Raw genomic sequence first — 21,813 nt, 5'->3', positions numbered from 1 at the left:
AGTGTTTGATACTATTTCTTCTCAAGCTAGTAAATTAGTAAAACTTACAAGCGGAGTAAAAAAAAACTACTCTAAAACAAAACTTCTAACAATTACTTCAGGAAAAGGTGGAGTTGGTAAGTCAACTATTACAGCAAATATGGCTTTTTTACTTGCTCGTAGAGGATTTAATGTTGCCGTGTTAGATGCAGATATAGGTCTAGCAAATATGCAAGTACTGTTTGATTTAAAACCTCAAAATACACTTTTTGAATATATAAATGGAATTAAAACATTAGATGAAGTAATTACAAAAACAGTTTATGAAAATGTATCATTAATTGCTGGGAAAAGTGGTTATCAATACACTTCTAATAAAAATAGTTTTTTATTTTCAAGAATAGTAAAAGATTTGATTGCACTAAATAGATATGATATATTATTGGTTGATACAGGTGCTGGATTAAATGATTATGTTAGAGAATTTTTAGCAGTTTCTGATAATATCTTAGCAATTACAACAACAGATCCTAGTGCTTTAACAGATGTTTATTCTTTAATGAAAATGTTATCTTTGGATAAAAATAAATTAATGTTGTGTTTTAACCATACAAGAACTCATCAAATCGGAGAAACAATTGCTAATTCTTTAGTAAATTTAGGAAAAAAAAATAGTTTAAGAGAAGATTTTATGGTAGAATATATAGGAAACGTTTCAACTTCTGCAAATATTTCAACGACAGGACGCTTGAGAAAATTGTTTGTTAATGAGTTTTCAACAGATGAAATAACTAAGCAGTTGCAGATTATTATTGATAAAATATTACTAAATATCCATTAAAGGTTTGTTCTAAGTGCTAAATTTAGCTTCAATTATTTTTATTTTTATTGTTAAAGATATTATATGATAATAGAACGATTCTCACAAACAGTAATAAATAGTGGCATCTTTAGACTTTATATTGCTACAGGTTTTTTTGCTACTTTAATATTTTTTACAATTAATGCAGAGTTATTTACTCCAACTGAGATGTTATTAGGTATAATTTTAGTAACGATAGTCTTAAAAGGCATAAGTAATATGATGCTCTCTTTAATTATAAGTTTATTTAGTCTTGATAACAAAAGAAATGAATTTGATTTTAAATATAATAAAGAAAAAATACAAGTTATGTTAGATGAATTGTCTGTAAAAGATATTATAGATACAAATGAAAAAAATTTGAAAAAAGCGAAATAAGGAGTAGATTTTGAATATATCATCGATTGCTAATTCTTTAAATGTGTTAGGAATAAATAGTAGTAGTAATGTAGATAATAGTGATGATAAGTCATTCCAAAATATGCTAAATGATGCAATTTCTGAAGTAAATGACCAACAAATTAAAGGTTATGATGCAATGGAAGGAATAGCAACAGGTAAAGTAACAAATTTACAAGAAGCTGTTCAAAGAATTGAAGAAGCTGAATTATCTATGAAATTAGCATTAGAAGTTAAGAATAAAGGTTTAAGTGCTTATAAAGAAATTATGAGAATGCAAATTTAATAAGGAGAAGTTATGGGTTTTTTTGATGGTTATAACGTAGCATCATCTGGAATGAGTGCACAAAGAACAAGAATCAATGTTGTAAGTGCAAATATTGCAAATGCAAAAACAACTCATACTGCAGAGGGTGGACCATATAAAAAGCAACAAGTTGTTTTTGAAGATATTTTAGTTGCAAACTCAAATAAAAAAACAAACTCAAATGATGTAGAAACAACAAATAATGTAAATTCAGATATTTCTTTAAGGGGAGTTGGTGTTAAATCAATAATACAATCTGATGCAAATCCTGTAATGAAATATGAACCAAGTCATCCTGATGCTAATGAACAAGGTTATGTAGCTTATCCAGATATAAATCCTGTTATAGAAATGGTAGATTTGATAGAGGCAATGAGATCTTATGAAGCAAATGTTTCTTCATTTAATACTCACAAAAATATAGATTCTAAAACTTTAGATATATTAAATGCGTAAAAAATAATGGCAAATGTTACAGATATTTTAATAAAAACTAAAACTACAACTCCTGAAGTTTCATCAACATCAGAAAAAGAGAGTGTAAAAGAACAACCATCATTATTTGATTCTTTATTAAAAGAGAGTTTTAGTAAAGAAGAGACTCTTCAAGAAAAAGTTGAACCAAATAAACTTGAATTGAATAAAGAAAAAAAATCAGTAACACAATCAGAACTAAAAGTTGATACAAAAGAAGCAGATATTGAATTAAAAACAACTTCAAATACATCATTATTAGATAGATTGATTATTGAAGCTAAAAATGAAGTAATCGAAGATGGAGCTAAAATAGTTATAGAAGATGCTTTAGCAAAAAGTTCTACAGAAGAAACTTTAAATTTAGAAAATAATGATGAAGTAAAAAATAAAGATATTAAAATTCAATCTGATTCTACAGTTGAAATTCCTCTTGAAATAATAGATAGTGAAAATCAAGAAGTTCCAGAAAATCTAGAAAATAAAAATGATACTACAACAAAAACAGATAATCTTGAAAATCCTAAAACAGAGATAAAAAATCCTTCACTTCCTATTTTAGAAAATGATACTACAAATTTAGAATCAAATGGTGAAATTAAAAAAGATTTAGAAGTTATTTTAAAAGATAATTTAGTAACTCCTGAGTCAGAAATTGATATAAAAAAAGATATAGAAATAGTTTTAGATAAAGTTTTAACTAAAGAAAATGAATTAGAAAATAGTCAAAACATAGATAAAGAAATAAAAGTATCTGATAATAAGATAGAAATAAATAATTTAGAAAACAAAATACAAGATGGAAAAGTTATTGATACTATATTAACTGAGACATTAGAAATAAAAATTGATGATAATAAAGTAGAAAAAAAAGAATCTTTAAATGGGATTGATACTAAAAATATTGATACTTTAGTTGAAAATAGTTTACCATTAGTTGGAAATGAAGTTGAGACAATTGATATAAATGAGAATATTACAGCTATTGATAACGTTTTAGAAAATGAAAATAGTACAAATCAAGTAGTATCAAAAGATATAATAAATCCACTTAATAAACCTGAAGAGAAAAAAAGTTTGATGGACATATTAATTCAAAAAAATATGGAAAAAGCAAACATTAAAGTTTTAGATGAAACAGGAACTGAGTTATTAAAAAATGAGATAAATAACAAAGAGGTTATTTCAAATATCTATTTAAGCGAACAAAAAAATTTATTAAATAATCAAGTTTTATTTAATAAAGGTGAAGCAATAAGTTTATTAAAAGATGGTACATCTGTAAAAGATATTGAAAAGAGTGCAAATATTTTAGATTTAGGTTTAGAAAATTTAGATGTTGAACAAAATGTTGAAATAGAAAATCTTGCAGTTAAAAAACAAGATGTTAATACTTTAGATAAAAAAAATATTTTAGATAGTTTACTAAATGAAAAAAATATAAGAAGTGAAGATATTAGAAATCTTATTACTAAATCAGTAGATGCAAGTGCAGCATTACTTGAAAATACTTTAAATGTTTCTGATGATACTTTAATTAATGTTAATTCTCCTTTATCATATAATATACAGTCAAAAATCATAGGTGCTAAACAACAAATGGCAACAATGATGTCAGATATAGCAAGACAGATGTATGAAAATTATAAGCCACCTGTTACAGTTTTTAGAATTAACTTAAATCCTGTAGATTTAGGAAATATTGCAATATTAATGAAAAATGATAAAAATAATGGTTTATCAATTAGTATGAATATTTCAAATCCTACAACATTAGATGCTTTAATAGATAATCAAAATGTTTTAAGAAATTCATTAAATAAAACATTTGATGAGAATACAAAATTTAATCTTGATTTTAGTTCTTCAAACCAAAATGACAACCAATCTTCAAATAGTCAATCTAATCAAAATCAAGGTAGAAGATTTGAAAGACAAATGGATACACAATCTGTATTACAATTAAAAGAAGAGAATAAAAATAGAGAAGAAAATATAGATTATATGTAATGGAAGCATTTTTATCATTATTAAATGAAGATATTTTATATCAATTCCTTCTTTTATTTGCAAGAATTCTTACTTTTGTTGCTTTTATGCCAGTTTTTGGTCATGCTGCGATTAGTCCAACTATTAGAATTGCATTTGCTTTTTATATAAGCATATTTATTTTCCCTTTAATAGATGTAGCAACAAATGTCACACAAGAAAATTTTATAATAAGTTTAATTTCTGAAATGACTTTAGGTTTAGTTGCTTCCATGTTTATAAATATAATATTTTCAGCAGTTAAAATTGTTGGTGAATTTGTGGAATATTCAACTGCTTTATCAATGGCTGCAATGTTTGACCCAACAACAGGGTCTCAAGAAGGTTTGATAGCAAAGCTACTTTTTTGGATTGCATTAATGCTTTTTTTTCAAACAGGAATGTACGAAATGACTTTAGTAATTTTAGTGAAAAGTTTTACTATGATACATTTAGGAAGTTTTGATATCTTTTCTTATAATGGAATACAATTAGCAATTGATGAAATAAAAAGAATGTTTGCATTTGCATTTGCATTTGCATTACCGCTATTTTTTATTGGACTAATAATGGATGTTTATTATGGATATGGAACAAGGTCTATGCCATCTTTTTCTCCATTTGTTATAACATTTCAATTAAAATTTGCATTTATTTTTATATTTTTAATTCTTGGAATGGAAATCTTTGCAGAAGCATTTACTCAATACTTTATAGATAAGTTACAGTAATTTAAGGAATATTATATGGCTGATGAAGAAGAAAAAACCGAAGAACCCACATCCAAAAAACTTGAAGATGCCAAGAATGAAGGTAATGTAAATAAATCTATGGAAGTAACAGGTGCAACGATTCTGTTTTTCGGATCATTGTATTTACTGTTTTTTTCATCTTTTTCATTAATTGAAATAAAAAAACTTATGATGTTTTCTTATGGTTTTATAGGTCAAGAATTAGATAGTACTATTTTTTTCACAATAACTTATACTGTAACACTTACTTTATTAAAAGCATTAGCTCCTTTATTTATTTTAGTTATTATTTTAGCAATGGCAACAAATTGGATGCAATTTGGTTTTGTAACTGTTCCTTTAAAATTTGATTTACAAAAACTTGACCCAATAAAAGGGATACAAAATATTTTTGGATTTAAAAAACTTATTGAAGCATTAAAATTGACTTTAAAATTAACAATAATTATGGTTGTTATGTTTATACTTTTTATATTAACAAATAAAGAGTTTTTGATGATGATGAATCAAGAAACAACAGCAACTATAAATACTATGTTGCAATTGTCAATATATTTTATTTTAGCAATTCTATTTATTCTTATTATTTTTGCTATAATTGATTTTTATTTTTCTAGGCACTACTATATGAAATCTTTAAGAATGAGTAAACAAGAGATTAAAGATGAGTTCAAAAATATGGAGGGAGATCCTCAAGTAAAAGGTAGAATTAGAAGAATTCAAATGCAAATGGCACAAAAAAGAATGATGAGTAATGTTCCAAATGCAGATGTTGTAATAACAAATCCAACCCATTATGCAGTTGCTTTAAAATATGATAATAAAGTTAATTCAGCTCCAGTAGTTGCTGCAAAAGGAATAGATTTTCTTGCTTTAAAAATAAAAGATATAGCAAGAGAAAATAGGATACCAATAATAGAAAATCCAGCACTTGCACGGTCTTTGTATGAACAAATAGAAGTTGATAAAGAGATACCAAGTAGTTTTTATAAAGCAATGGCAGAAATTTTCTCTTATATTTATGAGTTAAAAAGAAAAAGGTAAAAATTGAGATTCGTATTAACACTTTTTTTAATAGTAAATGTTTTAAATGCAAAAAAAGATTTTTACTATAGTTTCATTGATTCATCAGGAGCACAAATTTCAGAAGAGAGAAAACAATCTATAACTGATGGTTTTGATATTTTACAAAATGCAAGATTGCTAGCTAGAGATGATAAAATAGATGATGCTTACTCTCAAATAAAAGATTTCAAAGAAAAAAATAAAATAAAAGTTTTAACTTCTGATATTATGATTTTGTATGCAGAATTAGCTTTAAAAAAACAGTCTAAAAGATTGATTTTAGAGGCATCAACTGAACTTGAAAGTGCAATAAACTCTTCATATATTAACCAAAATGATTTATCAAAAGCTTATATGTTATTAGTTGAGTTAAAACTTGAAGTAAATAAAATGGATGATGCAAAATATTTTGCACAGGTAATAATTGATAATTTTGACGATGAATTAACAAAAACTTATGGGAAAATTTCCCTTGCAAAAGTTTATAAATATCAAAAGGATTATACAAAAGCAATAAAATATCTTTATGAAATTTTAACTGTTACAAACAATAAAGAGGTTGCAACATTGGTTGCTGATGAGTTATTTGATGTATATATTTTAGATGAAAAATATGATAAAGCAAATGAATTAATTACTCAAGTTTTAAAGAATAATATAGAGTTTTACGCAAATGATTCTTATCTTGCAAATAAAAAAGTTAATCGTTTGATAAAAGCTGGAATGCCAGAACATGCAGCTGAAATTTTAACTGAATTATTAAAAAGAACTACAAAAGATGATGCTATTGAAGATTTTAAATATAAATTAGCAAATACTTATATGCTAATGTATGATAAAACAAATTACTATTTAGAAAAAGCAAAAGATTTGTATAAAGATGTAATAAATGATTATCCTCAAGGTATTCATGCAAAAAATTCAAAAATGTTTATTGATGAAATATTAATGAGACAAGGATTTTTAACTCCAAGTGCAGTTGCAACAAAATACCAAGATGTTGAAGCTATGCAACAAAAAGCACTTTTACAAGAATTAATGAATGATAAAAATGATAGAAAATTTGAACAAGTTTTAAAAACAGAAAAAGTATATAGAAAAGTTTCAAATGAGATAGTTAAAAGATTTGGATATAACAGTATTGATGAGATATTTGATGAAGTTAATATGGATTTAATTAAAGATTATTTATCTCAAGGTAAATGTTCAGAATTAAATGATATTTTAAAAACTTCAAGAAATGAAACTTTGGAAAAATTGATAGAAGATGAAAGTGTAAAATATAATTTTTTTGAATGTTTAGTTGAAGCTCCATATGAGAGAGCTTATCATCAAATAAAAGAGACATTCAATAAAACAAGAGATGCAAATATCTATTTATACCTCGAAAAAATGGCATTTTCTTTAGGTTTAATTGATGAAGCATTTGATTTTTCTTCTAAAGTTGAAATGGTTGATGATAAAAATGTTTTAGCAAAAGAGTTTATTTATAGATATCAAATAAATAAGATTAAAGATAATCCAAATTTTATGGAGAAGTTTTTTATTTATGCATCTTTATATCCAAATTTTATAAAGTTAAATGAATCAAATCCCGTAATTATTGATTTTTATCACGATTATTATTTGTATTTATTAAAAAATGAAGATAAAAAAGAAGCAAATGAAATAATAAAAAAACTTTACGATAAACAGAAAGATTTTAAAGCTTTTATATATTCGCCTTTTGTTGAAAATGAGTTGTCAAGAATTGAAAAAGATAATAATAATTATCAAAAATCAGTTGATTATTTACTTCAAGCATTGGAAAATACAAGAAAAATTAAACCTAATGATGAGGTGAAAATTTATTATGATATATTAAATTTATATGATAATTTAGGAAATAAAGATAAAAAAGATGAGTATATTTTAAAGTGTAAAGAAGTAAAAGATACAACAGATAGTCTTTATAAAAAAATGTGTGATGAGATGTGATGAATATAGATGATATATTAAATAAAATTGATCCTACAAATTTATCAATTGCTTTTGGAAGAATTACAAATATCTCTACTACAACTTTAACAGCAACTGGACTTGAAGTTGCAGTTGGAGATATAGTTAAAATAGAATCAGTTCAACATCTATACACGGTTTTAGGAATGGTAGCTTCGATTAATGATACAAATTTTACTATTGTTCCTTTTTCTTTTATAGAAGGTTTTAGAATACATGATAAGGTTTATTTACAAAAAGATGGACTTAGTGTTAAATGTGGCTATGGTTTATTAGGAAGAGTTGTAAATGCTTTAGGTGAACCTATTGATAATAAAGGAAAAATAAGAAATCTAGAAGAAAATGCTGCTATAAATAAACTTTCAATGCCAGCTCTTGAAAGAGGAATTATAGATAAAAGATTTGGAACAGGAGTAAAAGCAATTGATTCGATGTTAACTTGTGGAAAAGGTCAAAAAATTGGTATTTTTGCAGGTTCAGGAGTTGGAAAATCTACTTTAATGGGAATGATTGTAAAAGGTTGTGAAGCTCAAATAAAAGTTGTAGCTTTAATTGGGGAAAGAGGACGTGAAATTCCTGAATTTATCCATTATAATCTAAATAATAATTTAGAAAATACTGTTATTATTACTGCAACTTCTGATGAATCAGCTTTGATGAGAAAATATGGTGCTTTTACAGCTATGAGTATTGCAGAGTTTTTTAGAGATAAAGGACATGATGTTTTACTTATGATGGATTCTGTTACAAGATTTGCAATGGCACAAAGAGAGATAGGTTTAAGTACGGGTGAACCACCAGTTAGTCGTGGTTATCCACCTTCTGTATTTTCTTTATTGCCACAATTAATGGAACGAGCAGGAAATAATCAAAAAGGTTCAATAACTGCATTTTTTACGGTTTTAGTTGATGGTGATGATATGAATGATCCAATTGCAGACCAAAGTAGGTCTATTTTGGATGGGCATATAGTTTTAACAAGAGAATTAACTGAACAAGGTTTTTATCCACCTATAAATCTTCTTAAATCTGCTTCAAGGGTAATGGATAAGGTAGTTACTAAAGAGCATTATAATGATTTTTTAAAGTTAAAAAGAGTATTATCATTAATAAAAGAGAATGAAGTTTTAGTAAGAGTTGGTGCATACAAGTCAGGTATGGACCCAGAACTTGACAATGCAATGGCAAAAAAAGAAAGAATTAGAGAGTTCTTAACACAAGATAGTCAACAAACTGTCGCTTTTGATGATACCGTTGCTAATTTTAGAAAGGTTTTACAATGATTAATCAAACAGAACAAATGATGTATAGATTAAATAATCTAGATACCTTGCAGCGAAAACTTAACTTCCAATATGGTGGAAAGCAACTTGAAAATGGTAGTGATGATTCTATTTTATATTCAAGAATTGTATCAGTTGATGATAAGATTAGAACTTATGAAGGAATAGAGACTCAAATAGAAAGAACAGTTGTACAAAATAACACAGCGGATTCAAGTATAAAAGAAATTAAAAAAATTTTAGAATACATAAATGCAGAGTTAATAAAAGCTAATACAGATACTACAGGTGAAGATGGACTTAAAGCAATTGCTATTAATATTGCAGGGATGAAAGAAAATCTTTATGATTTAGCAAACACACATGTTGAAGGAGAGTATGTATTTACTGGTTCAGATTCTTCAATTAAACCATTTGAAATGGATGCAAATGGTAAAGTAACTTATGTTGGTGATAATAAATTAAGAAGTGTAGCAGTAGAAGAGGGTTCTTATCGAGAAAGAGGTGTTAATGGTTTTGATATGATGATGTATTCTTCATCAACAGCTTATAAAGACCAATCTTTAACTTTTAGTGCAACTGATAGGATTATTGACCAAGATGGGAATGAATGGAAATTAAACAGTCCAACTAATGATACTTTAACTAAGTATGATCCAGATGGTAATGTGACTACTGATACAATGGCTGTAACTTTTGATGTTGTAACAAATACTTATTCAACACCTGTTCTTACAGCAGTTGGAACAAAGTTTGAAGCAAAAACAAATATTTTTGATTTAATTGATAATGTAGTAAATAGTTTAAACAAAGTTGATTCTGCTGGTAATCCTATCTCAGATACTCAAGCTAGAACTCTAATAGGAAAAGGTTTAGAAGAGTTAACAAAAGCTTATGATGGGGTTAATATTGCCCATGCTGAATTAGGAAGTCGAAATAAAATATTTGAAACATCTTTAGAGGGTATTGGTTCAAAATTGACTCAGTATAAAAAATTGTCACAGGATTTAAGTTCTTCTAACTTAACTGAAGTTGCACTTCAAGCAAAAGCATTAGAATTAACTTATACAGCACTTTATTCAACAATAAGTAAAACAAATCAACTGTCATTAGTTAATTTTATGAATTAACTAATAAAAATTAATATATGAACATAAAAAAGATATTTTCAAAAGACTTAATTGTCGTTGCACTTTTTGTCTCTATACTTGCAATTATAATTGTGCCTTTACCAAAAGGAATCTTGGATTTCTTTTTGGTAATATCTTTATCTTTGTCTTTATTGATTTTATTAATATCTTTATATATTCAAAAACCATCAGATTTAACAACATTTCCAACACTTATTTTAATTCTTGCTCTGTTTAGGTTATCTTTAAATATTGCAACAACTAGGTCTATTTTAAGTGAAGGGCATAATGGTCCAGATGCAGTAAGTTCTATTATTGCAGCTTTTGGTGAATTTGTTGTTGGTGGAAATATGGTTATTGGAATAATCGTATTTATTATTTTAGTGTTAATAAATTTTATGGTTGTAACAAAAGGTGCTACAAGGGTTGCTGAAGTAACAGCAAGATTTACACTTGATTCTATGCCTGGTAAACAAATGGCCATAGATGCTGATTTGAATGCTGGATTTATTGATGACAAAGAGGCTCAAGAAAGAAGAAAGATGCTTATTTCAGAGGCAAATTTTTATGGAGCAATGGATGGGTCTTCAAAGTTTGTAAAAGGTGATGCTGTTGCTGGTATTATTATTACAATGGTTAATCTAGTTGGTGGAATTTTAATAGGGCTTTTCCAACATGATATGACTGTAGCTCAATCTGGAGAAATCTATACAATTTTAACTATTGGTGATGGATTAGTTGCACAAATCCCAGCTTTAATTTTATCAACAGCAACAGCAATCATAATTACTCGTTCTAATATGGATGAAGATAAATTTGCAAGTCAATCAGTTAATCAACTTATTAAAGATAGTAAATCTTTAATTCTTGTTGGTATTGGTATGATTTTATTTGGTTTTGTACCAGGATTCCCAGCAGGAATTTTAATGGTAATGGGTTTAATGATGGTATTTATTGGATATGTAATTACTATGATTGAAGATAAACAAGATAATGCAATCACTAGATTATTTAAACCTCAAGCTGTTAAATCAAAAATTGATGAAAATGTCTCTTCTTTAAAAGAGAAGAAAAAAAGTGCTGCTGTTCCTGATGAAAATCAAACTATTGAAAATATAATGAAACTAGAAGTTTTAGAGTTAAAACTTGGAATTAGATTATTACAATTGGTTCAAGGAAATTCTGAATTATTAGATAAAATAAAAGCTATTAGAAAAACAATAGCAAGTGAATTAGGATTTATTATTCCACAAATTAGAATTTCAGATGATGCAAATTTAGGAGCAAATGAGTATCAACTCTATTTAAAAAGAATTCCATTAGCAAAAGGAAGAATAGAAGTCGATAAATTCCTTGCAATGGGTGGTTTAGGAAATGAAAAATTAGCAGGTTTAAAAGTAAAAGAGCCTGTATTTAATCTTGATGCAACTTGGATTGGTCCTGAATTAAAAGAAGAAGCTTTAATGAAAGGTTTTACAGTTGTTGATGCACCAACAATTATTTCAACACATATTTCAGAAATTATAAAAAGACATGCAGAAGATATTATTACAAGACAAGATATTGTTGATATTGTTGATAGATTGAAAAAAGATTTCCCAATAGTTATAGATGAAGCAATGAAAGTTACTTCTTATGGTGCTTTATTAAAAGTATGTAAAGATTTATTACATGAAAAAATACCTATTGTTGATATGTTAACAATAATTGAAGCAGTTGCTGATATTGCAGAATTTACAAAAGCTCCTGAAATTTTACTTGAACATGTACGTGCTAAACTTTATAGATTGATTACGCAAAAGTTTAAAGATACGGATAATGTTTTACATATTATTACAATAAAACCAGAGCTTGAGCAACAATTTATTGGAAAACTTCAAGAACATCATGGAGTTTCTCAATTAATGCTTTCAATTGCTGAGATTAATAATCTTGTAACTAAAACAAAACAACTTTTAGATACTGTTGAAGCAAAAGGTTTTTCAAAAGTTTGTATGGTTGTTGACCCAGTTCTTAGAAAAAGAATTTCTGAAATTTATGAGAAATTTGGTTTACAAGTTTCTGTATTATCACATGCAGAACTTGATTCAAAAGCAAATTTTGCAATAGAGGGAACTTTAGAGTTTTAATTATGAAACTAATTAAAATATTTTTTTTATTTCAATTTTTCATTTTGTCACTTTTGGCAAATGTAAATTTGTATCTAAATGAAAAAGTCATTTTAGGTGAACCTTTAGTTTTTACTATTGAAATTTCTGGTGAAAAAGTAAAATTCCCTGATTTATCATTAATAGATGGAAATGTTGTTCAAGAGATTTCTAGTTCAATTTCTACAAATATAATAAATGGAACAGTTTCAAAAGTTATAAAAAAAAGTTATTCTTTAATCCCTAGAAAAGATTTTATATTTCCCTCTTTAGAATTTGAGATTGATGGAGAAAAGTTTAAAACTAAAGAAAAAAATATAGTTGTAGAAAAAGTTTCAAAAACAAAATCTGATATTTTTGATTTGAGTATTAATGTAGATAAAAATGAGTTTTATGTAGGTGAAAATTTTATTTTAAAAATTTTATTTAAACATAAAAAAGATGCAAAAATAGTTGGATTGTCTTTAAATAAACCAACTTTTGATGGATTTTGGTATAAACAAATTGATGATACAAAAAAATATGAAGAAAATGACTTTAATGTTATAGAATTAAAATTTTTATTAACTCCATTAAAAGATGGAATTTTAACTATTAATCCCATTTTACTTCAAGCTCAAATAATAGATGAGAGTTTTAAATCATATTTTTCTACAACAAAAGATATAAATATTTATTCAAATGAACTAAATCTTAAAATAAAAAAGCTACCACAAGATATAAAACTTGTTGGTGATTTTGAGATTGAATCAACAATTGATAAAGAAAAAATCAAAGCAGGGGAAGCAGTTTCTTATAAATTAAAAATAACAGGAACTGGGAATTTTGATGATATTTTAGATATTAAACTTCCTTTATCTGATGTAACAATTTATGAAAATAAACCTGAAATAAAAACATATATTTCAAATGATAAATATGAAGGAACTTATGAAAAAGTATTTTCAATAGTTTCTAATAAATCTTTTATTCTTCCAAGTATAACTTTTGAATATTTTGATAAAAATGAAGAAAAAGTTGTAACTAAGACAACTAAAACTTATGAGATTAAAGTTGAAGAAAAAGAAGTAAAAGAGAGTTTTTTAGAAAAAGCGGATAAAAATGTTGAAACTAAAGAAGTTGTAAAAATAGTTGAAAAGAGTTCCCTTGAAGATAAAATATTATATTTTGTTTTAGGTATAGTTTTTTCATTATTAATAGTAAGTTTATATTTTTATGTTATAACTTCAAAAAGAAAAAATAAAGATGAAATTTATCCTTTATTAAAAAGAGTAAAAGAGTCTAAAAGTAAAAAAGAGCTAATAAAAATTCTAGCAATATATCTAAAAATTGATTCTAGATTAGATGAATTGATTTTTAGATTGGAAAAAGAAGAAGATTTTAAACTATTAAAAAAAGAGATTATTAATATTTTAAAAGAATTAAAATTATAAGGAAAAATATGAAGATTTTTTTATTATCTGTAATTATGATTACATCGATTTTTGCAAATGAATATTATGCAAAATTAGAACCAATAGAGAGTTATCAAGTAAAAGCAGCGGTTGCTGGAAAAGTTATCTTTTCAAATTCCCAAATAGAAGGTTTAAAAGCAAATAATACAACTATTGTTGAGTTGGATTCAAGTGTTGATAGAGTTGAATTGGAACAATCAAAAAATAAATTAAAATTTATTGATGAGATGTTAAAAATTGAACAAAATAATTATGATAGATTAAATCAAGTGAGTTCAAAATCAGCTTTTGAAAAAGATACACAAAAGTTAAAAGTGATAAATTTAGAGAGTTCAAAAGCTGATATGTTAATAAAAATAGAGAATCTAAAAGATACTATTTCAAATAAAAAATTGGTTGAAAAATCAAATTATGTTTTTAACATAGCTGTTAAAGAGAAAGATTATGTAACTCCTGGAACTTTACTTTATGAAGCAAAAGATTTATCAAAAGGTAAATTAGAAATTTTTGTTCCTATTGCACAAATTGAAGAGATAAAAAATAAAGAGATATATTTAGATGGAATTAAAAGTGATATAAAAATATCAAAAATTTATGATGTAGCAGATAGTACAAATATTTCAGCATATAAAGTTGAATTGATTGTAACAAATGCTCAACAATTTTCAAGGTTGGTAAAAATTGAATTCAAATAATAAAGTAGCATGTCCACTTGATTGTTACGATGCTTGTCAAGGACAAATGATTGAAAATAATATAAAAGGCTCAAAAGAACATAAAACTACAAATGGAAAATTATGTGTTAATTTTGCAAATTTGTTAAAAGAAAAAAATTTAGAAAAAGCTATTTATGAAGGTAAAGAGATTTCATTGGATGAATCTTTAAATATTTTAGTAGATAAATTAAAACAAACAACACCAATAAAAACACTATTTTATAAAGGAAGTGGAAATATTGGAGTTATGCAAAGTGTAACTAAAAACTTTTTTACTTTATATGGTTCAACTTTAACACGTGGAAGTTTATGTGATGGCGGAGGCGGAGCTGGAATTGAAGCTGGTCGTACAAATGTAATAAATCCTCCACTTGAAAAACTTCTTAATGCTGATGTAATAGTCGTTTGGGGAAGAAATTTTAGTGTTACTTCTTCTCATATGTATAATTTGGTTAAAGATAAAACTTTTGTAACTATTGACCCAGTTTGCACGGATATTGCAAAAAAATCAAAAATTCATATGCAAATAAATCCAAAAACAGATTATGAATTGGCTTTATTACTTACAAGATTTGCTCATATGCAAGATTTGGAAGATAAAGAGTTTATTGAAGAGTTTGGAAATAATGCAGATGATTTTTTTGATATTTCAAGGGGAAGACCAGTTGTTTCTTATGAAGCAACAACTGGAATTCCTCTTTCTTTAGTAAATGATTTTTTTGATTTAATAGAGAATAAAAACGTTGCAATTATGGTTGGTCTTGGAGTTCAGAAATATTTTGAAGGTTCACAAATTATGAGATGTATTGACTCCTTTGCTGCTTTTATGGGTTATCATAAAAAAGAAGCAGGTGGAGTTTGGTATTTAAGTAATTCGGCTTTTGGATATAAAAAACCTTTTGAAATAAAAGGAAACAATAAAAAAGTTTCAATTCCTAAAGTTGATTTTGGCTCTTATGATTTAGTATTTATTCAAGGTGCAAATCCTGTTGTTTCACATCCAAATACAAAAAAAGTGATAGAGGGTTTAAAAAATAGTTTTGTAGTATATTTTGGGACAACTTTAAATGAAACTTGTGAATATGCAAATTTGATTATTCCCTCAACTTCATTTTTAAGTAAAAAAGATGTTAGATTGTCTTATGGACATGAATTAAAATCTATTTCTCAAATTGTAAAAGAGAAAACTCAAGAGAGTTTGAGTGAATATGAATTAACAAACTTTTTATTGGAAAAATTTGGATTTGAAAAATTAAAAGATGAAGATGAGATAATCTCTTATTTTGAAAATCATAAACCAGAATTAGAAGAGTTTGAAACATTTGAATTTTTAGATGAACTTGATATTGAACCACTTTATAAACAAAAAACGCAAGACAATTTTTATTTTATAACTGCAAAAAATAAAAATTCATTAAATTCTCAATTCTCAAAAGATGATTTTGTTTACTTAAATTCTAAAACAAATTTTAAAGATGGCGATATTGTAAATATCTCTTCAAAATATGGAAACGCAAAATTTGAAGTAAAAATAGATGATGATATAAAAGAAAATTGTGCATTCTTTTTTGCTGGAAATAAAAATGCAAACTATTTAACACCTGCTCTTGAAGATGAAGACTCATTTTCAGCGATGTATCAAGAGGTTTTAGTTCAAATTGAATTATCGTAAATTATTCCGTGAACATAAGATAATAAGAGATTTATCTTTAGTTCAATTTATAGCATACTTTGGTGCTTGGTTTTCAAACGTAGCAATTTATACTATGCTTGTTGATTTTGGTTCAACTGAAATGGCAATTTCAGTAGTAACAGCAATGCATTTTATTCCTGCGATATTAATTGCTCCACTTTCAGGGGCAATTATAGATAGGGTAAAAATCAAACCTTTAATGATTTTTTTACTTTCAACTGAACTTTTGATGACAATTTTATTTTTAACCATTGATAATAAAGAACAAATTTGGTTTTTGATGATTTTGATATTTATTAGAATGAGTGCAGCTTCTATGTTTTTTTCAACTGAGATGTCACTTTTAGCAAAACTTTTAAATGGGAAACCACTTCAAATGGCAAATGAGATACACTCAATTATTTGGTCATTTACATATGCTGTTGGCATGGCAGTTAGTGGATTTGTTGTTAACTCTTTTGGACATAAAACAGCTTTTATTATAGATGCAATAATTTTTGCAGTTGCTTTAATTGTTTTTATTAGAATAGATTTTGTTGTAAAAGCTAGCCAAACAACAGATAAAATATTTCAATTAATAAAAGATGGATTTATTTATATAAAAAACAATAAATTAATACTTCATCTTATATTCTTACACTCAAGTGTTGGACTTACATCTTTTGATGCACTTATAACTATTTTGGCAAAAAATGAGTATAAATATATTATTTCTGTTCCACTTGCAATTGGACTTTCAAATGCAGTAAGAGCAGTTGCACTTATGTTTGGACCAATGTTTATCTCAAAATATGTTACCAAAGAGAACTTGCACTATTTATTAGCTTTTCAAGGATTAGCGATAATTTTATGGAGTTTAACTCAAAGTAATTTTTATATTTCATTAATCTCTTTATTTATTGTTGGACTAAGTACTACGACTTTATGGTCATTTACTTATGCTTTATTACAAAATAATTGTGATGAAAAATATATAGGACGTGTGATTTCATACAATGATATGTTTTTTATGCTTGCTTGTGTCGTTACAACTTTATTTATTGGATTAATGGCAAGTTTAATTTCAACTGATATAATTACTATACTTTTAGGAATTGGTTTTTTAGCCTTTGCTTTTTATTATACAAGGATTTTAAAATGGATATAAATGAAAAAATTTTACTACTAGCAATTTTAAAAAAAGAGTCAAATGAGTCTTTAAATGAGGTGGTTTTAAAATTAGAAAATACAGGATTATTCACTTTAAAAGAGGGTAAAAAATTATTGAAAAAACTAAAAAGTGAAGAGTTTGTTAGTGATTCATTTTTAACTTTAAAAGGTGAATTAATAGCAAAAAACGTAGAACAAGAATTTAAAATATAAAAGGGAAAAGATGATTTTAGATTATAAAGATATTGATGACTTAAATAGATATAAGATAATGTCAGGAACTGTAATTCCAAGACCTATTGCTTGGATTGTTACAGAAGATGAAGGTGTATTAAATGCAGCGCCATTTTCATATTTTATTCCTATTTCTTCAAATCCTGCACTTTTGATTGTGGCAATTGGGAAAAAAGATGATGGAAGTCCAAAAGATAGTTTAGCAAATATTTTGAAAACAAAAAGAGCAACTATTTGTTTTGCAAATAAAGAGAATGTTGAATATGTACAAAAATGTGCTACACCTCTTGGAAAAGAAGTTAGTGAAATTGAGAAATTTGAAATTGAAGTAAAAAATGTAATGGAAGGTTTCCCTCCAATGATTGCATCTTCTCAAAGTGCATTATTTTGTGAATATTATGATACGTATAAAATTCCAGGAGATACAACACCTGTTGTTTTAGAGTTAAAATATCAGTTTATTGAAGATGACAGAATTAATGAAAGAAATCATATAAATCTTGAAAACATCGGAAGATGTGGAGTAACATTTAAAGCTTTAGTTGATTTATAATTAAAAGGCTTTTGCCTTTTAATTTCTAGTTTTTATACGGCTGTATTACCGCAGTGTCCACATTTTTTTGCTGCAACAGGAATTCCCATTGCACAATCACTACAAACTTTTGTTGTAGGTGCTGGTTTTATTTCCTCTTTTTTTAATTTATTATAAGATTTTATAAACATAAACATCACAAAACCTAAAATAATAAATGAAATTGTATCATTTAAAAATACTCCAATTTTAATTGCAGGTGCTCCAACTTTTTCTAAATCGGCAAGTGTTGCATATGAGATACCATCTAAAGAGATGAATAGTTGTGAAAAATCTACTCTTCCAAGTAATAATCCAATTGGAGGCATAATGATATTTGTAACAAGTGATTTTATAAGTGTTGCAAAAGCTGCTCCAAAAATAAATCCAACAGCCATATCTACAACATTTCCTTTTATAAGAAAATCTCTAAATTCTTTTAGCATTTTTAATCCTTTATAATTTTTTAGAATTATAATTAAAAGAACTTTATTGATAATAAAATAATAGAGTTTATAATTAAAAAAGAAAAAATAATTAAAAAATAATTCGTAAATTACAGCTTGGTTACAAGCTTTATACACATAACCTTTTATTCAAATAATAAAGAATATATTTCCAAGAAGATAATCTTTTGGAGAAAAAATGAATAATCTAAAACTAAAAAATAAGATATTATTAATATTGCTTTTACCTTTAATTACAATATTTATTCTATCTTCTATTCTAATCTCAACAAAAATTGAGAAAGAGAGAAATATGGCTAGAACTTCCAGTTATATTGAATTTACTGTTAAAATTTCTACTTTATTAACCAGTTTTCAAAAAGAGAGAGAACTATCAATATTGTATTTGAACAGTTATGGAAAAAATAAAAAAGATGAACTATTAACTCAAATTAAAAATAGTGATGAAAATCTACAATTACTAAATACTTTTATAGAGAGTTTTAAACTGATAAAAGATGATAAAAATCTATTAGAAAAAATAAATTTGTATAAAAAAGATTTAGAAGCCTTAGCAGAAAATAGAAAAAAAGTTATTGATTTAAAAATCAGTATAAGTGATTTAGTTAGTTATTATGATAAAAATTGTTTAAATTTAATCTCATTTTTTGATGATTTATTAATTTATTCAAATAGCAAAGAGTTATCTAAATCTTCACAAGCTTATGTATCTTTAGTAAATGTAATTGAAAAATCTTATAGTGAAAAAAATATTGTAAAAAATATTTTTGAACATAGTTCTATTACAAATAGCAATTATAATGATTTTATATCTTATGTGGCATCTCAAAATGCTTATATTGAAGTATTAATAAAAAATCTAACTCTAAAAGAACTTGAGTTATTAAAAAATGAAGCTCAAACAGAGAGTTTTAAAGAAGTTGATAAGTTTAGAGGAGTGTTGGTATCAAAAGTTGAAAAAGATGTTTTATTATCTTCAATAAAAGAAGCATTAGGATTTGGTGGATTAATTCATTTTTATAAAGACTTTGTGATAAATCAAGATGAAAATCTTTTAAATAAAATTCAAAAAAGTCATACAAAAATTTCAAGAGCAGTAAAAGAGTATAAAAGATTAGAAGGTGTTTCAAAAGAAGAGATTGAATTATTAAATATAATTGAATCAACAATAGATAATTATATGGCAAAAGCATATGATAATAATGAATTAAATGAAACAAAAGAGATGGATTTAAAGACTTTAAGAGCAATAGAAACTTTATCAAAAAATATCTATGGTTCAAATGGTTCTAAATGGGAAGAAGTATCTTCTAAAAGAATAGATTCTTTAGAAAAAATAAAGACTCAAATTGTTGATGATATGATAATGGATATTAAATCAAATGTTTCAACTTTAGATAATCAAGTGATAATGTTCTTATTAATATTATTAGCGATGATTGTAATTTTATTTATTGTAATTACTTTAATGACAAATAAAATCTCAAGTTCTATAAAAAAATTCCAAGATAATTTAGATGAATTTTTCTCTTATTCGATGAGAGAAAAAGATGAAATTAGATTAAATCAAATGGAAGGAAAAGATGAGTTTGCTTTAATGACTCAAAATATGAATATTCAAGTTGAAAAAATTGAAAAAATAATGGAAAATGACAAAAAAGTAGTTATTGAAATTACTGATATTATAGAAAAAGTAAATAATGGTTTCTTTGAATATTCTATAAAAACAAAAGCTTCATCAAAAGAGTTAGCTTCTTTAGTTGAAATCATAAATAAAATGATAAATAGAACTAAATTAAAAATTGATAGTTTAAATATCTTGTTAAATAATTATTCTCAAGGAAATTATAAATATAGATTAGATGAAGTTCATACAAGGGGAATGTATGGAGATTTTGGAACACTTTGTTCTTCAACAGTTCTTTTAGGACAATCTTCTTCTGAATTAATTGCAATGATTACAAATGCTGGAAATGATTTAGAAAAAAATACAAAAGTTTTAGCAAACTCTTCAAATGAATTGGCTATTTCATCAACAGAACAAGCAAGTTCTCTTGAACAAAGTTCAGCTGCACTTGAACAAATTACTGCAAATATTAAAAATAATAATGCAAATATGAATCAAATGTTACAAATTGCTGATGAGTTAAATGATGCTTCAACACATGGAAGTAAGGCAGCTAAAAAGACTTCTTTATCAATGGATGAGATAAATGAAAAAGTAAAAGCTATAAATGAAGCAATCACAGTAATTGACCAAATAGCTTTCCAAACAAATATTTTATCTTTAAACGCAGCAGTTGAAGCAGCAACTGCTGGAGAAGCTGGAAAAGGATTTGCAGTTGTTGCAGCAGAAGTTAGAAATTTAGCAAGTAGAAGTGCAGATGCCGCAAGAGAGATTAAAACTTTAGTTGAAAGTGCAAGTTTAAAATCTAACGAAGGAAAAGTTATCGCTGATGATATGATAAAAGGTTATGAAAATCTTACATCAAAAATCTCTCAAACAAAAGAGATTATAGATAGTGTAACTCAATTTAGTAAAGAGCAAGAGAGTGGAATTATTCAAATAAATGACACTATTTCAAGATTAGATAGTGCAACTCAAAAAAATGCAATGACGGCTTCAAATATTGATATTTTATCAAGTGAAGTTTCAAAACTCTCTAGTAGATTGTTAGAGATAACATCTTTGTCAAAAATTGATGAAAAATATTATGAAATGGTTGAAAATATCAATTTGATGAAAGAGATTTCAAAATATAAAAATGACCATATAAATTTTAAAAAGAGTTATTTTAAAACTTTAGATAGTTTTGAAAATTGTACAGTTGTTGATTGTAAATCTTGTAATTTAGGAAAATGGATTAGTTCTTGTGAAGCTAAAAATGAAGAGTTTACAAAAGTTAAAGAGTGGAATAATTTAAAACAAAACCATGAAAATGTACATAAAAAAGTTCAAGAATATATGACTAAAAATGCAACTAAAGCAGAGAATCAACATTTACGAAAAACAGCAAGTGAAATTGAAGAAGGAACTATAAAAGTATTTGATAGTTTAAATGATATTTTATATATTGAAGCAAAATCTAATAAAAGATAGAAAAT

The 21,813-nt window shown here is 25.8% G+C and carries 19 protein-coding genes; 18 read left to right on the top strand and 1 reads right to left on the bottom strand.

Annotated elements, in window-relative coordinates:
* Nucleotide 1 precedes the first annotated feature (1 nt).
* The 17 genes from AELL_RS11745 to AELL_RS11665 all read left to right on the top strand — a co-directional run bounded on the left by AELL_RS11745 (nucleotide 2) and on the right by AELL_RS11665 (nucleotide 18,223).
* The gene (locus AELL_RS11745) at nucleotides 2–820 is read left to right on the top strand and encodes a P-loop NTPase (RefSeq protein ID WP_118918135.1); all 819 of its coding nucleotides are present in this window, start codon (nucleotides 2–4) and stop codon (nucleotides 818–820) included.
* Nucleotides 821–883: 63 nt separating this feature from the next.
* Entirely contained in the window at nucleotides 884–1,219 is a 336-nt protein-coding gene (locus AELL_RS11740; protein WP_118918134.1) for a hypothetical protein, read from the top strand.
* Between the two features lie 10 nt (nucleotides 1,220–1,229).
* Nucleotides 1,230–1,526, top strand: coding sequence for a flagellar hook-basal body complex protein FliE (gene fliE / locus AELL_RS11735; RefSeq protein ID WP_118918133.1), 297 nt, complete (start codon nucleotides 1,230–1,232; stop codon nucleotides 1,524–1,526).
* 12 nt (nucleotides 1,527–1,538) lie between these two features.
* Complete coding sequence (gene flgC / locus AELL_RS11730) at nucleotides 1,539–2,003, top strand: flagellar basal body rod protein FlgC (protein WP_118918132.1); 465 nt, start codon at nucleotides 1,539–1,541, stop codon at nucleotides 2,001–2,003.
* A 6-nt stretch (nucleotides 2,004–2,009) separates the two neighbouring features.
* Nucleotides 2,010–4,031, top strand: a complete 2,022-nt coding sequence (locus tag AELL_RS11725) for a flagellar hook-length control protein FliK (RefSeq protein ID WP_118918131.1) — start codon at nucleotides 2,010–2,012, stop codon at nucleotides 4,029–4,031.
* The gene (locus AELL_RS11720) at nucleotides 4,031–4,780 is read left to right on the top strand and encodes a flagellar biosynthetic protein FliR (RefSeq protein WP_118918130.1); all 750 of its coding nucleotides are present in this window, start codon (nucleotides 4,031–4,033) and stop codon (nucleotides 4,778–4,780) included. The genes AELL_RS11725 and AELL_RS11720 overlap by 1 nt, the downstream gene beginning before the upstream one ends.
* A gap of 15 nt (nucleotides 4,781–4,795) precedes the next feature.
* The gene (flhB, locus tag AELL_RS11715; RefSeq protein ID WP_118918129.1) at nucleotides 4,796–5,845 is read left to right on the top strand and encodes a flagellar biosynthesis protein FlhB; all 1,050 of its coding nucleotides are present in this window, start codon (nucleotides 4,796–4,798) and stop codon (nucleotides 5,843–5,845) included.
* 3 nt (nucleotides 5,846–5,848) lie between these two features.
* On the top strand, nucleotides 5,849–7,843 hold the full coding sequence (locus tag AELL_RS11710) for a tetratricopeptide repeat protein (RefSeq protein ID WP_118918128.1): 1,995 nt from the start codon (nucleotides 5,849–5,851) through the stop codon (nucleotides 7,841–7,843).
* On the top strand, nucleotides 7,843–9,147 hold the full coding sequence (fliI, locus tag AELL_RS11705; RefSeq protein ID WP_164967256.1) for a flagellar protein export ATPase FliI: 1,305 nt from the start codon (nucleotides 7,843–7,845) through the stop codon (nucleotides 9,145–9,147). Before AELL_RS11710 ends, fliI begins: the two co-directional genes overlap by 1 nt.
* A complete protein-coding gene (gene flgL / locus AELL_RS11700) occupies nucleotides 9,144–10,277 on the top strand; it encodes a flagellar hook-associated protein FlgL (protein WP_118918126.1) in 1,134 nt (377 codons plus the stop codon). The genes fliI and flgL overlap by 4 nt, the downstream gene beginning before the upstream one ends.
* A 17-nt stretch (nucleotides 10,278–10,294) precedes the next feature.
* Complete coding sequence (gene flhA, locus AELL_RS11695) at nucleotides 10,295–12,406, top strand: flagellar biosynthesis protein FlhA (RefSeq protein ID WP_118918125.1); 2,112 nt, start codon at nucleotides 10,295–10,297, stop codon at nucleotides 12,404–12,406.
* A 2-nt stretch (nucleotides 12,407–12,408) separates the two neighbouring features.
* Nucleotides 12,409–13,857, top strand: coding sequence for a BatD family protein (locus AELL_RS11690; RefSeq protein WP_118918124.1), 1,449 nt, complete (start codon nucleotides 12,409–12,411; stop codon nucleotides 13,855–13,857).
* Between the two features lie 8 nt (nucleotides 13,858–13,865).
* Nucleotides 13,866–14,573 carry an efflux RND transporter periplasmic adaptor subunit gene (locus AELL_RS11685; RefSeq protein WP_118918123.1) on the top strand — a complete coding sequence of 236 codons (708 nt, stop codon included), beginning with the start codon at nucleotides 13,866–13,868 and terminating at the stop codon, nucleotides 14,571–14,573.
* Nucleotides 14,560–16,266, top strand: a complete 1,707-nt coding sequence (locus AELL_RS11680) for a molybdopterin-dependent oxidoreductase (protein WP_118918122.1) — start codon at nucleotides 14,560–14,562, stop codon at nucleotides 16,264–16,266. Before AELL_RS11685 ends, AELL_RS11680 begins: the two co-directional genes overlap by 14 nt.
* The gene (locus AELL_RS11675; RefSeq protein WP_118918121.1) at nucleotides 16,253–17,434 is read left to right on the top strand and encodes an MFS transporter; all 1,182 of its coding nucleotides are present in this window, start codon (nucleotides 16,253–16,255) and stop codon (nucleotides 17,432–17,434) included. The genes AELL_RS11680 and AELL_RS11675 overlap by 14 nt, the downstream gene beginning before the upstream one ends.
* Nucleotides 17,425–17,649, top strand: a complete 225-nt coding sequence (locus tag AELL_RS11670; RefSeq protein WP_118918120.1) for a hypothetical protein — start codon at nucleotides 17,425–17,427, stop codon at nucleotides 17,647–17,649. The genes AELL_RS11675 and AELL_RS11670 overlap by 10 nt, the downstream gene beginning before the upstream one ends.
* Nucleotides 17,650–17,659: 10 nt before the next feature.
* Entirely contained in the window at nucleotides 17,660–18,223 is a 564-nt protein-coding gene (locus AELL_RS11665) for a flavin reductase family protein (RefSeq protein ID WP_118918119.1), read from the top strand.
* A 32-nt stretch (nucleotides 18,224–18,255) separates the two neighbouring features.
* On the opposite strand, the gene mscL is transcribed toward AELL_RS11665, so the two are convergent.
* On the bottom strand, nucleotides 18,256–18,687 hold the full coding sequence (gene mscL / locus AELL_RS11660) for a large conductance mechanosensitive channel protein MscL (RefSeq protein WP_118918118.1): 432 nt from the start codon (nucleotides 18,685–18,687) through the stop codon (nucleotides 18,256–18,258).
* 199 nt (nucleotides 18,688–18,886) lie between these two features.
* On the opposite strand from mscL, the gene AELL_RS11655 reads away from it, so the two are divergent.
* A complete protein-coding gene (locus tag AELL_RS11655; protein ID WP_118918117.1) occupies nucleotides 18,887–21,808 on the top strand; it encodes a methyl-accepting chemotaxis protein in 2,922 nt (973 codons plus the stop codon).
* The last annotated feature ends 5 nt before the right edge of the window (nucleotides 21,809–21,813 follow it).

It is taken from the genome of Arcobacter ellisii (assembly GCF_003544915.1).
GTDB lineage: Bacteria > Campylobacterota > Campylobacteria > Campylobacterales > Arcobacteraceae > Aliarcobacter > Aliarcobacter ellisii.
This window is presented reverse-complemented; position numbering and strand designations above follow the sequence as displayed.

Bases quoted from the DNA above. Each gene is read 5' to 3' on its own strand.
- AELL_RS11740 (WP_118918134.1), top strand. From the start codon at position 884: ATGATAATAGAACGATTCTCACAAACAGTAATAAATAGTGGCATCTTT.
- flgC (WP_118918132.1), top strand. From the start codon at position 1,539: ATGGGTTTTTTTGATGGTTATAACGTAGCATCATCTGGAATGAGTGCA.
- AELL_RS11725 (WP_118918131.1), top strand. From the start codon at position 2,010: ATGGCAAATGTTACAGATATTTTAATAAAAACTAAAACTACAACTCCT.
- AELL_RS11720 (WP_118918130.1), top strand. From the start codon at position 4,031: ATGGAAGCATTTTTATCATTATTAAATGAAGATATTTTATATCAATTC.
- flhB (WP_118918129.1), top strand. From the start codon at position 4,796: ATGGCTGATGAAGAAGAAAAAACCGAAGAACCCACATCCAAAAAACTT.
- fliI (WP_164967256.1), top strand. From the start codon at position 7,843: ATGAATATAGATGATATATTAAATAAAATTGATCCTACAAATTTATCA.
- flgL (WP_118918126.1), top strand. From the start codon at position 9,144: ATGATTAATCAAACAGAACAAATGATGTATAGATTAAATAATCTAGAT.
- flhA (WP_118918125.1), top strand. From the start codon at position 10,295: ATGAACATAAAAAAGATATTTTCAAAAGACTTAATTGTCGTTGCACTT.
- AELL_RS11690 (WP_118918124.1), top strand. From the start codon at position 12,409: ATGAAACTAATTAAAATATTTTTTTTATTTCAATTTTTCATTTTGTCA.
- AELL_RS11685 (WP_118918123.1), top strand. From the start codon at position 13,866: ATGAAGATTTTTTTATTATCTGTAATTATGATTACATCGATTTTTGCA.
- AELL_RS11670 (WP_118918120.1), top strand. From the start codon at position 17,425: ATGGATATAAATGAAAAAATTTTACTACTAGCAATTTTAAAAAAAGAG.
- AELL_RS11665 (WP_118918119.1), top strand. From the start codon at position 17,660: ATGATTTTAGATTATAAAGATATTGATGACTTAAATAGATATAAGATA.
- mscL (WP_118918118.1), bottom strand. From the start codon at position 18,687: ATGCTAAAAGAATTTAGAGATTTTCTTATAAAAGGAAATGTTGTAGAT.
- AELL_RS11655 (WP_118918117.1), top strand. From the start codon at position 18,887: ATGAATAATCTAAAACTAAAAAATAAGATATTATTAATATTGCTTTTA.